This window comes from Nguyenibacter sp. L1 (genome assembly GCF_035199985.1).
Classification (GTDB): Bacteria; Pseudomonadota; Alphaproteobacteria; order Acetobacterales; family Acetobacteraceae; genus Gluconacetobacter; species Gluconacetobacter vanlangensis.
The window spans coordinates 2991468-3005704 of the sequence record NZ_CP127015.1; the positions used below are offsets into that span (position 1 = coordinate 2991468).

General features: G+C 68.6%; 10 protein-coding genes. 6 read left to right on the forward strand and 4 right to left on the reverse strand.

Going from position 1 to position 14237, the window contains the following annotated elements:
• Positions 1-4: 4 nt before the first annotated feature.
• Complete coding sequence (locus QN315_RS13450; protein ID WP_323989767.1) at positions 5-1405, forward strand: M20/M25/M40 family metallo-hydrolase; 1401 nt, start codon at positions 5-7, stop codon at positions 1403-1405.
• A gap of 494 nt (positions 1406-1899) precedes the next feature.
• Here QN315_RS13450 and QN315_RS13455 read toward each other — a convergent pair whose 3' ends face one another.
• Both QN315_RS13455 and QN315_RS13460 read right to left on the reverse strand, forming a co-directional pair.
• Positions 1900-3642, reverse strand: coding sequence for a hypothetical protein (locus tag QN315_RS13455; protein WP_323989768.1), 1743 nt, complete (start codon positions 3640-3642; stop codon positions 1900-1902).
• A gap of 154 nt (positions 3643-3796) precedes the next feature.
• Complete coding sequence (locus tag QN315_RS13460) at positions 3797-5155, reverse strand: 8-oxoguanine deaminase (RefSeq protein WP_323989769.1); 1359 nt, start codon at positions 5153-5155, stop codon at positions 3797-3799.
• Positions 5156-5400: 245 nt separating this feature from the next.
• On the opposite strand from QN315_RS13460, the gene QN315_RS13465 reads away from it, so the two are divergent.
• From QN315_RS13465 to QN315_RS13480, 4 genes are all read left to right on the forward strand, one after another.
• Positions 5401-5919, forward strand: a complete 519-nt coding sequence (locus QN315_RS13465; RefSeq protein WP_323989770.1) for an SRPBCC family protein — start codon at positions 5401-5403, stop codon at positions 5917-5919.
• A complete protein-coding gene (locus QN315_RS13470) occupies positions 5916-6410 on the forward strand; it encodes a hypothetical protein (RefSeq protein ID WP_323989771.1) in 495 nt (164 codons plus the stop codon). The genes QN315_RS13465 and QN315_RS13470 overlap by 4 nt, the downstream gene beginning before the upstream one ends.
• Before the next feature lie 72 nt (positions 6411-6482).
• A complete protein-coding gene (locus tag QN315_RS13475) occupies positions 6483-8279 on the forward strand; it encodes a copper resistance system multicopper oxidase (protein WP_323989772.1) in 1797 nt (598 codons plus the stop codon).
• Positions 8276-9184: a copper resistance protein B gene (locus tag QN315_RS13480; RefSeq protein ID WP_408904523.1), complete on the forward strand. Its 909-nt coding sequence runs from the start codon at positions 8276-8278 to the stop codon at positions 9182-9184. The genes QN315_RS13475 and QN315_RS13480 overlap by 4 nt, the downstream gene beginning before the upstream one ends.
• 46 nt (positions 9185-9230) lie before the next feature.
• Here QN315_RS13480 and QN315_RS13485 read toward each other — a convergent pair whose 3' ends face one another.
• Positions 9231-11525, reverse strand: a complete 2295-nt coding sequence (locus QN315_RS13485; RefSeq protein ID WP_323989773.1) for a TonB-dependent receptor domain-containing protein — start codon at positions 11523-11525, stop codon at positions 9231-9233.
• Between the two features lie 70 nt (positions 11526-11595).
• A complete protein-coding gene (locus QN315_RS13490; protein ID WP_323989774.1) occupies positions 11596-11994 on the reverse strand; it encodes a hypothetical protein in 399 nt (132 codons plus the stop codon).
• A 250-nt stretch (positions 11995-12244) separates the two neighbouring features.
• On the opposite strand from QN315_RS13490, the gene QN315_RS13495 reads away from it, so the two are divergent.
• Positions 12245-14026 carry a diguanylate cyclase gene (locus tag QN315_RS13495; protein WP_323989775.1) on the forward strand — a complete coding sequence of 594 codons (1782 nt, stop codon included), beginning with the start codon at positions 12245-12247 and terminating at the stop codon, positions 14024-14026.
• The last annotated feature ends 211 nt before the right edge of the window (positions 14027-14237 follow it).

Sequence of the window (14237 nt, forward strand, 5' to 3'; positions counted from 1 at the left end):
GTCGATGCGGATCTCAGCCCTCTTCGCAGCCACCACCGCCCTGGTGGCCCTCGCGGCGCCCCTCGCCGCCCACGCGGCACCCATCCACCAGCAGGCCGACGCCCAGGCCCTCTCCCTGGCCGAGCAGGCCATCGCCCTGCGCTCGGTCGCCGGCCCCGGCAACCAGACGCCGCAGGTCGCGGCGCTGTTCAAATCGGCCCTGGTCGCCGGCGGGTTTTCCGCGCAGGACATCACCATCACCCCGGTCGATGACACGGCCTACCTGATCGCCCGCTGGCACGGCACCGATCCCACGCTCAAGCCCCTGGTCATTTCCGGCCACATGGACGTGGTCGAGGCCCGGCCCGCCGACTGGCAACGCGATCCGTTCACCCCGGTGGTCGAAGGCGGCTATCTCTATGGCCGCGGCGCCACGGACATGAAGCTCGACGACACGCTGGCCATCGCCGCACTGGTCGAGCTGAAACGCCAGGGCTACCGGCCCCGCCGCGACATCATCCTCGAATTCTCGGGCGACGAGGAAACGACGATGAAGACCGGCGCCCTGATCGCCGATCGGATTCCCGACGCCGAACTGGTGCTGAACGTCGACGGCGCCAACGGCGTGCTCGACGAACGCACCGGCAAGCCCGCCTATTTCACCTGGGAAGGCGCGGAAAAGACCTATGCCGATTATCAGATGGTCGTCACCAATCCGGGCGGCCATTCCTCCGAACCCCGCGCGGTGAACGCGATCGACGAACTGGCGGCCGCCCTGCTGCGCATCCGGCACTACCAGTTCAAGCCCGAATTGAACGCGCTGACCCGCGGCTATTTCGTCAGCGCCGCCAGATGGGAACGCCCGGCCACCGCCGCGGCGATGCGCGCCTTCGCCACCGATCCCACGGACCGCAAGGCGATCGCCGCGCTGTCGGCCGACCCGTCCCTGGTCGGCAAGATCGGCACGACCTGCGTCGTGACCATGATCTCGGGCGGCCATGCGCTGAATGCCCTGCCGCAGCGCGCCACCGCCAACATCAATTGCCGCATCTTCCCCGGCCATACCCGCGCCGCGATCATGGCCGAACTGCAGAAGGTCGCCGCCGATCCGGCCATCGCCTTCACGGACGTCACCGCCGGCTCGGTCGCCACCGACGCGTCGCCCCTGCGCCCCGACTTCACGGCAGCGGTGGACAAGGCCATGCACGCCGCCTATCCGGGCGTGCCCGCCTTCGCCGCCATGACCTCGGGCGCCAGCGACAGCATGTGGTTCCGCAACCATCACGTGCCCAGCTACGGCGCCAGCCCGATCTTCATCAAGGCGTCCGACGACTTTATGCACGGGCTGAACGAACGCACGCCGGTCGCCGCCATCCCTCCGGCGATCGACATGCTGCTCTCGCTGGTCACCGACCTGTCGCACTGATCCAGCCCCGGGCAAGCCGCGGCGGCGCGATGCCACCACGGCTTGCCGCGTCCCGTGACGATCAAACCGGTCCCACGACGATCAAAAAGAACGGCTCATACCAATCCACTTGGACATTGACCGTTTGGAAGACAGGTCGGGCTCTGCCCGAACCCGGCAGGGGTCACAGACCCCTGCACCCCATTGCGTTGATAAATAATCGGTTTCCAAAGGCTCTGTTGCCGTTAAGTGTTGGTGGCTTTTCTCAGGGCGCTGCCCTGAAACCCGCCAAAGGCTGCGCCTTTGGAAACCGATTGATGGATCAATGAGTCGGGGTGCAGGGGCCTGCGGTCCCTGCCGGGTCCGGGCAGAGCCCGGGATTTCGCCAGCCTTTTGAAAAATCACACTTCAACACGTAACAACAGAGCTTTTCCAAAGGTACCGCCTTTGGCTTGGTTCGGGGCAACGCCCCGAAAAAGAGAGCACAAGACGGTCAATCATGACATGCGCCGGTATCATTTCCGCTTCCGTGGCGCGGGGCTCCGCGTTTTCCGGCCCCGGGACGGGCCGCGCGTCGCCGCAGGGGCGGCTGCGACGGCATTCATCAGAAAATCCATCAGCGCCTCATCGAAATCCAGAGGCATGCCGTCACCCGCCGGGGCGCCCGCCGCCGAACGCGCCTCCAGCGTCTGGTCCGCGATCGCGGACATCACCGGAATGCGCCGCAATGGACGGTCGCCGGAAATCTCACAGGCGGTCACCGCGAAGGAATCCGCCATAGGATCGCCCCGATCCTGCAACAGAAGGGCGGTCCGCATCACGATCGACGACCAGAACGCCCGCCGCGTCTCAAGCCAGGTCCACAGCGCCTTCTTCCGGGCTGCCGCCGAGGCGCCGGCTCCGATCGCGTCGAACATGTCGTCACTGTCTTCGAACCAGCTACCGAGAACCGGATAGATCGCCGCCCACTCCCCACTTACCGCGACCAGCCCGTCGCGCGCATCCGCAGAAAGGGATCGCAGGCGCTCTTCCGCATCGTACTGGCCCAGCAACCCGGCCGGTGACGAATCATCCGCCGGCCGCAGGTCGGATAACGCACAGACATCCACGACGTCGATCAGGCCGGGCGCCGGATACACGCCATTCCGGATGCCATCCGCCAGCGCGACGCGCAAAGCCGTCCGGACATAATCCAGCGAGACGCGGCCTTCCTCCCCGGGACCAGCCATCTGCTGGAGAATGCCGCGCTGCTCCGCCACGCTGCCGCACGGCGCGGCATAGGCATCCTTCACGCCGAACCCCTGCTTCAGCAGCACGACGGCAATCGAGCGCGATCGCCCCCGTTGCAGGCCGATCCCCAGGCTTTGCGCGCCGGCCCCGTCGACCGGGCTCGACACGCATCCCGTGATCCGATAGCGCGGCACGTCCGCCGGCTCGGACGGCACGCCGGAGCGGATCGCCTGCCGGATCAGTCCGTCCACGCATCGTCGATGCGGCTCATCGACGATCCAGGTGCGCAGCATGGCCAGGCGGCCCAGCGCCGATGCGCTCAGATGGCCCGCGGCAATACGGTCGCCCAACCCTTCCGCCGCGCCGGCCCTGACCAGTTCGGACGAATCGAGCAGCCAGGCACAGCCCAGCGGCTCGAAACGCGGGTCGGGGTTCGCGGCGGTGATCCGGCAAACCATGCGTCGCGCATCGGGCGGAATCCCCGGCAGCGTTTCCGCAAAGACATGATGCAGCATCGATGGATCGTCATCGACGTTTTTCACCAGGTCGCCGAGAGAATCCACAAAGACCGCAACGGGATCCCTGCCTTCATCCCCCCTGCCTTCATCTCCGGCGAGGAAAGACGCCTCCCGCCTGACGCTTTGCGCGCCGGGCGCGATGTCCGGCACGGCAAGATTCGCCCGGACATAACATCGCGTAATCGCCATGTTGCCGCGTATGGTGATCTCGCCTTTCCGGGACATGTCGGCAAGATGGCGGCTCAAGGCATCCAGGCATCGTTTGCCGGCACGCTGCCCGCCTTCCTGCGCCATCCTGGCTTCGTCAAGCGCCATCGTCAGCAGGTTGCAAAGCTCCTCGTCCGGCTCCTCGCCGTTCGCCGTGGACGCGATGTCGTCCGCAAGCGCCACGAACTTCTCGGGCTCCGCGAGAAGCGACCGCGCCATTTGCGCCTGGATGTCATGAAGAAACCGTCCCGCATCCAGCGCCGGAACAGGGGCTGGCGGAACGGCGGATTTCTTCCTCGTCATGATGGCCCCTCCGTGTTGCCGGGCGAGAGGGTCCCACGAGAAAGGCCACGCGCGGCGATCTCCCGGCCAGGGACTCCATGCAGCGGATTCTATGCAGCCGTCCCGAACCGGGTCAACCGGCAACGCCGCCTGTCGCGCAACGCCGGCCCCCCTCTCATCGCCCCACCGGCACGGCCTGCATCCGCCGCGCCAGGCGCTCATGCGCGCGCAGGATCTCGGGCAGGTGCGGCGCGACCGGATAGCCATCCTCCAGCAACACCCGCCCATGGACGATGGTGGTGGCCGCCTGCGCCGGGCCGCAGCGCAGCCACGCCTCCACCGGGTCGCTCAAGGCGCCCGCCAGCGCCACGTCCGACAGGTGCCAGATCACCAGGTCGGCACAGGCCCCGGGCCGCAGATGCCCGATCTCGTCCTCCCAGCCCAGGCAGGCCGCCCCGCCCCGCGTCGCCAGGTCCAGCGCGTCGCGCGCCGTCATCGCCGTCGGCCCGTTGCGATACCGGCCCAGCAGCATCGCCATGCGGGTCTCCAGCCACATCGACGCATGGTCGGTCGATGCCGACCCGTCACAGCCCAGCCCCACCCGCATGCCCAGCCGCCGCAGCCGCATCGCATCGGCCGACCCGCCGCCGATCATCATGTTCGAACACGGGCATTGTGCGCTGCACACCCCGGCATGGGCCAGCCGGCCGATCTCCGCCTCGGACGGATAGATGAAATGCGCCACCCAGGATCGCGGCCCGGCCCATCCCACGCGCTCGAAATATTCCACCGGCGTGCAGCCATAGATCTCGGCGCAATACCGGTCCTCGTCATGGTCCTCGGCCAGGTGGGTATGCAGCCGCAGGTCATGGGCCTCGGCCAGTCGCGCCGATTCCACCATGATCCGCTCGGAGACCGAGAACAGCGAGCACGGCGCCAGCGCCAGCCGCGTCATCGCCCCCGGCGCCGGATCGTGATAGGTCTCGGCCAGCCGTACGCTGTCCGCCAGGATCGTATCCTCGTCCTGCACCACGCTGCGCGGCGGCAGCCCGCCATCCTCGACCGACCGGGTCATCGACCCCCGCGTGGCATAGAACCGGAACCCGATCTCCCGCGCCGCGCGGATCTGCGCGTCGATCAGAAGCGGGCGCGGATGGACGTACATATGGTCCATCGACGTCGTGCAGCCACCCATCAGCAATTCCGCGATCGCGACGAAGGTCGAGACATAGACCGACTCGTCCGTCAGCATCGCCCAGCGCGGATACAGCCCGCGCAGCCAGTCGAACAGGCTGGCGCCCGTCACGGGCGCGAAGGCCCGGGTCAGGTTCTGGTACATATGGTGGTGGGCGTTGATCAGCCCGGGCGTCACCAGCCGTTCCCTGGCCGAGATGACCCGCCGCGCCTCGGGCCGGTCCGCGCCCGCGCCCACGGCCTGCACCCGCCCGTCTTTGATGGCGATCCACCCGCCGGCGATCTCCCAGCCGCGATCGACATACAGGTACGCGTCATCGATCAGCAGGTCCGCAACCATGCCCCGTCTCCTCTCCCAACGCATGACGCCCACGGCCTGCGCCGTGCGATGCAATGCGCCCTGTCCCGGGAAGGCGTTCGGTCCGGATCGTCATCTGCACAAGGCAGAACGGGCAATCACCCGGATGTAGCGCCCCCGGCCGCACGGGCGCAAGCCCGGGCGGCCCATCTCAATGCGTGTCCACCTCACGCTTGTCCGGCGCTTCCATCCCCTGCTATGCCGAACCCAGCCTCGGAGGCACCCGCATGACGCCCGACCGCATCGAAAAGCAGGTCATCCTGCCCGCCCCGCTCCAGGCGGTCTGGCATGCCGTCGCCGATGCCGAGCAGTTCGGCACCTGGTTCGGCGTCCGGTTCGACGGGCCGTTCGCCGCCGGCGGCACGGTGACGGGGCATATCGTCCCCACCCGCATGGACCCCGACATCGCCCGCCTGCAGCAACCCTACGCAGGCGCCGCCTTCGCGCTCCAGGTCGACCAGATCGTCCCGATGCGGCGCATCGCCTTCCGCTGGCACCCGTTCGCTGTCGAACCCGGCATCGATTACACGGCCGAACCAATGACGCTGATCGTCTTCGCTCTCGAGCCGGTTGCGGACGGCACCCGCCTCACCATCACCGAATCCGGCTTCGACCAGCTCCCGCCGGCGCGCCGCGCCCGCGCTTACGCGGCCAATGACGGCGGCTGGACAATGCAGACCCGCCTGATCGCGACATACCTGGCCGGCGGCCCATCCGGCCCAAAGACAGGGCAGGGGACGACGTGAACCGGCTCTCCCCCACCCCCGGCCCGCGCGGAACGCGGGCGGTGACCCGCGTGCTGGCCCTGCTGCTGCTGCATCTCGCGCTGCTGCTCGCACCCGCCCGCGCCGCCATGGCGGACCCGGCGGCAGGCTGCGCCATGCCTGCCACCGCCATGGACCGGATGGACCAGACGGACGGCATGCACGCCGAAACCGCGCCCGGGGCGATGGCGGCCGCGACGGCGGCCCATTCGGCCACCCCCCATTCGGTCTCCCCCCATTCGGGCACCTCCCATTCGGGCGCCCATCCGTGCTGCCCCCCGCACGCGGCCTGCCGGCATGACGGCGCCTGCCTGCAGCCGGGTCACTGCGCGGCCGCCTGGCTGGTGCCGGCGCCGCCGGTCCGCCGCCACCACGCGCCGGTCGTCCCGGCCGCCTTCGCGCCGCCACGCCCGTCCGGACGCGACGGCCTGGCCCACGCGCCGTCCATCCCCCCGCCACGCCCGCCGGTCTGACCGCACCCGCCCCGGCCGCCCGGCCATCACCGCCGGACGGCCGCGTTCCTCTCCTTTCGCGGACCGATCATCATGATCATCCCTTCCCGCGCGGGACGGGGCGCCGTCGGGCGCCGCCGTTTCGTCCTCGGGGGCGGGGCCTGCGGCGCGGCGCTCTCCGCCGCCCGCCCGGCGCGCGCCCTCGCCTCGGCCATCCTCCCGCCCGCCCCACCGCCAGGCTCCCCGCCAAGCCTCTTGCCGGATCAGGTGCCCACCCTGTCCGGCACCCGCTTCGCCCTGGCGGTCGAACAGGTCCCGGTGGCCATCACCGGCCGCCGCGCGCTGGCCACCGGCATCAACGGCACGATGCCCGCGCCCACCCTGCGCTGGCGCCAGGGCGACAGCGTCAACCTCACCGTCACCAACCGGCTCGCGGTTCCCACATCGATTCACTGGCACGGCATCCGCCTGCCCGCCGCGATGGACGGCGTGCCGGGCCTCAGCTTCGGCGGCATCGCGCCGGGCGACAGCTTCACCTACCGCTTCCCGGTCCGGCAGAGCGGCACCTACTGGTATCACAGCCATTCCGGCTTCCAGGAACAGGCGGGCCTTTCCGGCGCCCTCGTCATCGATCCGCCGGACGGCGCCGCGCCGCGCGCCGACATCCCTCCCGCCGACCGCGACTACGTGCTGCTGCTGTCCGACTGGACCGACGTCGATCCGGCGGACATCGTCTCCAACCTGAAATTCCAGAGCGACTATTATAATTTCCGCCAGCGCACCCTGGGCACGTTCCTGCGCGATACCGCGCGGCAGGGGCTGGGCGCCACCCTGCGCGACCGGCTTGCCTGGGGGCGGATGAACATGGCGCCCACCGATATTTCAGACGTCTCGGGCATCATCTACACCTACCTGCTGAACGGCCGGCCCCCCGGCGCCAACTGGACCGGCCTGTTCCGGCCCGGCGAATGCATCCGGCTGCGGGTCATCAACGCCGCGTCCATGACCCTGTTCGACGTCCGCATCCCCGGCCTCGCGATGACGGTCGTCCAGGCCGACGGCAATGACGTCGACCCGGTGCCGGTCGACGAATTCCGCATCGCCCCGGCGGAAACCTACGACGTGCTGGTCTGCCCGGACCGGCCCGGTCCCTTCACCATCTTCGCCCAGTCCGAGGACCGCACCGGCTTCGCCCGCGGCACCCTGGCCACCGCCCCCGGCCAGTCCGCCCCGATCCCGCCGATGGACCCGCGCCCGATGCGCACGATGACGGACATGGGGATGGACATGGGCATGGGCATGGGCACGGGCATGGCGATGCCCCGCGCGCACACGCCCCCCATGGCAATGCCCGCGCCCCCGGGCTCCACGCCGGGATCCGCCACATCGCCGCGTCCGGGCGTCGAAGTCCAAAGCGTCGCCCCCATGCCCGCCGGCCGCCTCGCCGAACCCGGCGACGGGCTCGCGGGCAACGGCCGGCGCGTCCTCACCTATGCCGATCTGCGCGCCACGTGCCCGGGCACCGATCCGCGCCCGCCCGCCCGCGACATCACCCTGCATCTGACCGGCAATATGGAACGCTTCATCTGGGGCTTCGACGGCCGCAAATTCTCCGAGGCCCCGCCGATCCGCCTGGGCCTGGGCGAACGCGTGCGCTTCGTGCTGGTCAACGACACGATGATGGAACACCCGATCCACCTGCACGGACTCTGGAGCGAGCTGGAAAACGGCCAGGGCGCCCACCGGCCCTACAAGCACACCGTCACCGTCAAGCCCGGCGAACGGCTCAGCTACCTGGTCACGGCCGACGTGCCCGGCCTATGGGCCTATCACTGCCACCTGCTCTACCACATGGAGGTCGGCATGTTCCGCACCGTGGTGGTGGCATGACCCACGCTTCCCTCCGGGCCGCCGCCGGCACGGCCGCGCTCCTCGCCACCCTCTCCGCCACGCCCCACCCGGCCCGCGCCCAGGCCATGGCGCCCATGCCCGGCATGCCAATGCCCGGCATGGACGCGAAAGGCATGGACGCGATGCCCGGCATGGATGCCATGCCGGGCATGACGGACGGCCCGGCCGCCACGCCGGCCCCAACCCTGGCCCCAACCCCGACCCCCATCCCCCCTGCGATCACCTATGTCGGCGGCATGCCTCCGGTCATGGACCACAACACCTACCTGCACGCGCTGCTCGACCAGTTCGAGGCCCGCGCCGGCGCCCGGGGCGGCCAGTTCCGCTATGACGGCCAGGCCTGGTTCGGCACCGATTACGACAAGCTCTGGCTGAAATCCGAGGGCACGCTCGGCCCCGGCGGCCGGTTCGGCGACGGCGACCACGAACTGCTCTATGACCGCGCCGTCACCCGCTATTTCGACGCGCAATCCGGCATCCGGCTCGACATCGACGACGGCCCCGCCCGCGCCTGGGGCGCATTCGGCGTCGAAGGCCTGGCGCTCTATTTCTTCCAGTTGGAGGCCACCGCCTATGTCGGCGACCACGGCGTCGCCGGCCGCGTGCAGGGATCATACGATCTGCTGCTGACCAACCGGCTGATCCTGCAACCCCAGGCCGAACTCAACGCCTATTCCGCCGCCGACCGCGCCCGCGGCACGGGCGCCGGCCTGTCCGACCTCGATACCGGGCTCAGGCTCCGCTACGAATGGCACCGCAAGTTCGCGCCCTATCTGGGCGTGGCCTATCACGATCTCTTCGGCCGGTCCGCCCGCTTCTCCCACGAAAAAGGGCAGGGGGCGCACACGCTCGGCGTCACCTTCGGCATCCGGATGTGGTTCTGACGGCCAGGGAGCGGTCTCCCGAACCAGGCCGCCACCCGAGCGAATCTCAGAACCGTATCCGCACCCCGCCGAAGACGGCGCGCGGCGACCCGGCATAGATCGACCCGGTCCGGGTCGCCAGCACGGCGGCCCCGGCCTGCCGCCCGTTGGCCTGCAGCACGTCGGTGATATTGGCCGCCCCCGCGACATAGGTCGCATCGGCCAGGTTTTGCACCTCGACATAGCCATGCAGCCGGTGCGCCCAGCCCATGCGGCGGGGCGGGTCGTAATGCAGCTCCAGATTGACCAGCCCATAGCCCGGTGCGCGCAGCCGGTTGGCATTGTCCAGCCAGTACGCGCTGCGCCACGTCACCTCGACAGAACCGCCCAGCCCCTCCAGCAGCCCGTCCGGCTGGTCGTACAGCACCCGCACATTCAGGAAATTCGGGATTACACCGGGAATATTCCGCCCCGACCGGTCGAAGGCGCGCGACAGCGCGCTGTTGGACAGGATTTCGGTATAACGCGTATAGATCTGGTTGTCGTAAGTATAGCTCAGCCTGACCCGCGCGCCCGGCAAGGTCCTGCGCAGCGGCGTCCACTCCGCCCCCAGCTCGACACCCCGATGCTGCGTCGCCGGCGCGTTGAATGCATAAGACCCGACACTGTTCACCCCGGCCGACTGGCTGACCAGCTCGTCATGGTAGAATTCGTAAAACCCCGTTGCCTGCAGGCGTAATGCCCGCGACGGATGCCAGTCGGTGCCCAGATCGATCCCGACGCTGGTGGTGCTCTTCAACTGTGTGTTGTTGCCGTACGTGCCCTGCGGGGTCACGAACAGGTTCGACGTCGCCGGCGTCGCATAGGCCGTGCCGACGCGCGTATGCACCGTCCAGTCCGAAGCGGGCGCATAGACCAGCGCCGCCTCGGGCGCCAGGTTGAAGAAAAATCGGTCGGCGGTAACCCAGGTCCGGGCCTGCCCGCGCGCGCTGTAACTATACAGCGTTTCCACCGCCCCCAGGTCGGAATAGGTGCCCCCCAGCCCGATGACGGCATGCCAGCGCGGCGCGAACTGCCAATCCTCCTGGAACCGCGCGCCCAGATTCCATTGATGGCCATAGGCGGTACTGTTCAGCGCCCCCCGCGTCGCCCCGCCTTCCGGCGTCAGGTTATAGACCTGGTAGCCGAAATCCAGATAATCGAAATTCACCCCTGCAAAGCTGGTCAGGTTCGTGGCGTCGATCCGCCCGCGATTCGTGATGTCGCTGCTGACCGCATAGGAATTGTACGGGCCGACGAAACTGGTGACCGAGGTCGGCTGGTCGACATGCCGCTGGTCATAGGTGAATTGCGTGCGCCAGGTCGTCCGGCTGTCGATATCATGCTCCCAGCGCAACCCCACGATGCTGCGCCGGTCGAACCGGCCCAGCCCGGCCTGCTGGGGGCTCAGCGCTCGCGTCGCGCCATAACGGCCATTCACCAGCAGATTGACCGTCGCGCATCCCGCCGCCGCCTGCGCGGCATCCGCGCATCCCGCCTGATAGGGATTCCGGCGATACTGGTCCAGCGACAGCCGCAACGGAAGGAAGGCATCCGTCACGTTATTGACGAATTTCAGGACCAGCCGGTCCGACGGCGTCAGGCTGACGCGCAGCCGCGCATTCTCCGTCGCGGTCGCATAACCGCTATTGGCGATGAACCCGTTGCTCCGCACGTCGCTGCCGAAGACCATCAGGTCATAGGCCCGGTTGCCGGCGCCCAGCGTGACGTAAGTGTTGATCATGCCGAAACTGCCGAAATCCGACCCCAGCTCCAGCCCATGGATGTCGGCGCCGTCGCGGGTGCGGAAATCGATCGCGCCATTGATCGCATAATTGCCATACAGCGTCGAGGCCGGCCCTTGGAACACGTCGACCCTGTCATAGGCATGCGGATCGATCAGGTCGGACCGCGCCGTGCCGTCGGGCTGGGTCATCGGAAACCCGTCCTCCAGCACCTGGATGTTCTTCAGGCCATAGGATTGCCGATCCCCCGACCCGCGGATCGACACCACGACGTCGCGCGGCCCGTTGCCGGCAACGAAGCTGACGCCGGGCACGGTGACCAGCATGTCCGCCACCGTCTGGGCGGCCTGCCCGGCAAAGCTGCTCCGCCCGGCGCCGTACGTGGTCTGCCCCGCCGGCGTCGCGGTGGCCGGGGCGCGCGCCACGCCGGTCACGGTAATCCGCTCGGGCCGCGGCACCGGGCGGGGGGATGGCGGCGTCGCGGCAATCTGGGCCATGGCGGCGTGGCCGCAGGCCAGCACGGCAGCACCGGCCGCCGCGCCCAGCGCGCGGCGCACGGATGGAAAAATGTCGGTCATGATGGATAAACCTGAAAAAACAGCATGAATCGCCACGCGCCGGGCGGCGCGCGGATCGCGGAATGTCTGTTCAGGTCAGGGCAGGGGGCCCTTGCGGGCAAAGCGGCGAACGCTGGCGGAACGGCGGCCCGCGCACCGGCGGAAACATCCAGGCCATGCCGGCCGGCCGGCGGTGCGGCAGCCCGACGCCGGCCAGGCTTCCCCCCAGGGCCGGCATGTCCAGCGCGTCGGCCAGCAGCATCAGCCCATCGTCACCCGCCGGGTGATGATGCGCCGTATCCCGGCCCGCATGGTCCTGGTCAAGCACGCCGTCACACAGCACGACCAGGCCCGCCAGGTGTGCGGACGGGTCGTCCAGCACCGCCTGCGGCACCGCCAGCCCGCCCAGGGTCAGGCGCGCGACCACGGCAAGCAGGACCAGCGGCCACAACGCCGCCCATCGCCTCGCCCTGTGTGTCAGCCCGGTCATGACGGCGGCTTTACAAATTTTACCGGAAAATGACCAGGGGGCCATGCAGGCGGCCACGCAGGAGGATAGTATGCTCACGCCGCCGCGACCCCCGGCGGGCTCTCCCCCGAAGGTACGAATTGGAAAAGTAATTATTCAAATCAGGACCATAAACCACAATATATTACGTCATTGAATAATTTATTTAATTTGCAAGTCACATATGAATTAAGACAGTTATGATAAACGCTCGATTGGATACCACAATTTCATGACCAAGCGGCAGGAGGCAACGGACCGAAACCAGACAGGACTGGAGCGGAAGATCTGGCATGCCAGCCTCGTCGTCGGCTTCTGTGTGCTCGGCTTCGCGGTCGCGCTGATCCTCCCCGCCTACGGCGTCTACCGGCAGACCAGCCGCGACGCGGCGGACATCCGATATTTCCGGCAGGTCCTCGACACCGCCATCCTGATCTCCCACGAGCGCGCGCCGGCCAACATCCTGATGTCCACCCCTCCGGACGACCAGGCCGCCGCGCGCCAGGCACTGCAGGATGCCCGGCACGCCACCGACCAGGCCATGGCCCGCCTCGCGGCGCCGCCCCTGCCCGCCGGCGGAGACGCCCCAGGGGATGCCACGGGGGGCGTCACAGGCGATGGCCGGGTCCGCCTGCCTCCGGCGGCCCTGTTCCGCCGTGCCGCGGCACGGCTCCGATCCGCCCGGCGCGACGTCGACCATATCGCCGCCCTTCCGCCCGGCGCCCGCACCACGCAGGGCGTCCAGCAGGCCGTCCTGGGGATGATCGCCGCCCGCGACGCGTTCCAGGACGCGATCGTGATCGCAATCGCCACCTCCGCCGGCGGCAGCCATCAACTGACGGCCTACGAGACGGTCGGCGCGATGATCGTCGATCTGCGCGACTATGCCGGCCGGACCGTGTCCCACATCATCGCGCCGGTCATCGCGCGCCAGCCGATCCCCGTCGGCGATCTCGCCGACAGCGACAGCGCGCGCGGCCGCGTCCTCGAACTCCGGCGCCTGCTGCTGGCGCAGCGGGGCCTGTTCGCCGACAGCGCGGCCGCGCCGGCGCTCCTCGATACGATCCAGACGGATTATTTCGGCAGCGGCCTCGCCCTGCTCGACCGGGTGATCGCCGAAGGGCGGCAATCGGGGCAATACACGATCGACGCCCGGGATCTCACGCGCCGCTACGTGGCGACCATGAATTCGATCGAACATCTCAGCGCCGTCTTCATCGACCAGATCGCCCGGCATTTCGAAATCCGGCGGCAACAGGCCCTGACCCACCTGGCCTGGATCAGCATCGCGACATTCGCCTCCCTGCTGGTCCTCGGCAGCCTGCTCCGCACCATTCGCGTCTCGGTGCTGCGCCCGCTCCTGGTCGCCCGCGCCATCATCATCGACCTCGCCGAACACGGCAGCCAGGCCCCGCTGCCGCCGCTCGGCCCGTCGCACGAGATGCACCGGCTCTCCGAAGCCCTGTCCTGGCTGCGCGACAGCCTGCGCGAGCGCGAGGAACGCACCGCGATCCTGCAGCGCGAAGCCGAGCGCGATCCCCTGACCGGCCTGTGGAACCGCCGCGTGCTCGACCGGTTCGTCCGCGCCAGGGCCCGCGGCGCCGACAAGCGCGGCGCGTGCCTGATGCTGGTGGATATCGACCATTTCAAGCGGATCAACGACCGGCACGGCCACGCCGCCGGCGACGAAGTCCTCCGTCATTTCGCCGGCCTGCTGAAATCCTGGCTCCGCGCCGACGACATCCTCGTCCGCTTCGGCGGCGAGGAATTCGCCATCCTGCTGATGACCGACGACCTCGACGCCGCGACGCGGGTCGCGCAGATGCTCAAGGCGGCGATCGAACGCACCGCCATCACCCTTCCCGGAACCGACGCCACGCTGCGCGTCAGCGCCAGCTTCGGCCTCGCCAGGGGCACCCTGCGAAACGGGGGGTGGGACAGCCTGCTCAAGGACGCCGACACCCAGCTCTATCGCGCCAAGGAGGCCGGGCGCAACCGCATCTCGATCGCCTGAACCGCGACCGGCCCCGGCTCCCGCCGGCTCTCTCCCCGCGGCAACCCGGGCCCGTTCCATGCTTTCTGATGCACGGGCTATGCCCCGATGCGCTTTTTTGTTGCGATGCCGAGACCTACCCGCTCTGATACCCATCTGGGATCGGATTTATTTGCAAAATCTCAAATTAATTTGTAATTATATAAATTAACAAATTTACACGGTGAAAATC

Coding starts and splice junctions, on each gene's coding strand:
- QN315_RS13490 (WP_323989774.1), bottom strand. CDS start 11,994: ATGACCGGGCTGACACACAGGGCGAGGCGATGGGCGGCGTTGTGGCCG.
- QN315_RS13485 (WP_323989773.1), bottom strand. CDS start 11,525: ATGACCGACATTTTTCCATCCGTGCGCCGCGCGCTGGGCGCGGCGGCC.
- QN315_RS13460 (WP_323989769.1), bottom strand. CDS start 5,155: ATGGTTGCGGACCTGCTGATCGATGACGCGTACCTGTATGTCGATCGC.
- QN315_RS13480 (WP_408904523.1), top strand. CDS start 8,276: ATGACCCACGCTTCCCTCCGGGCCGCCGCCGGCACGGCCGCGCTCCTC.
- QN315_RS13450 (WP_323989767.1), top strand. CDS start 5: ATGCGGATCTCAGCCCTCTTCGCAGCCACCACCGCCCTGGTGGCCCTC.
- QN315_RS13455 (WP_323989768.1), bottom strand. CDS start 3,642: ATGACGAGGAAGAAATCCGCCGTTCCGCCAGCCCCTGTTCCGGCGCTG.
- QN315_RS13465 (WP_323989770.1), top strand. CDS start 5,401: ATGACGCCCGACCGCATCGAAAAGCAGGTCATCCTGCCCGCCCCGCTC.
- QN315_RS13475 (WP_323989772.1), top strand. CDS start 6,483: ATGATCATCCCTTCCCGCGCGGGACGGGGCGCCGTCGGGCGCCGCCGT.
- QN315_RS13495 (WP_323989775.1), top strand. CDS start 12,245: ATGACCAAGCGGCAGGAGGCAACGGACCGAAACCAGACAGGACTGGAG.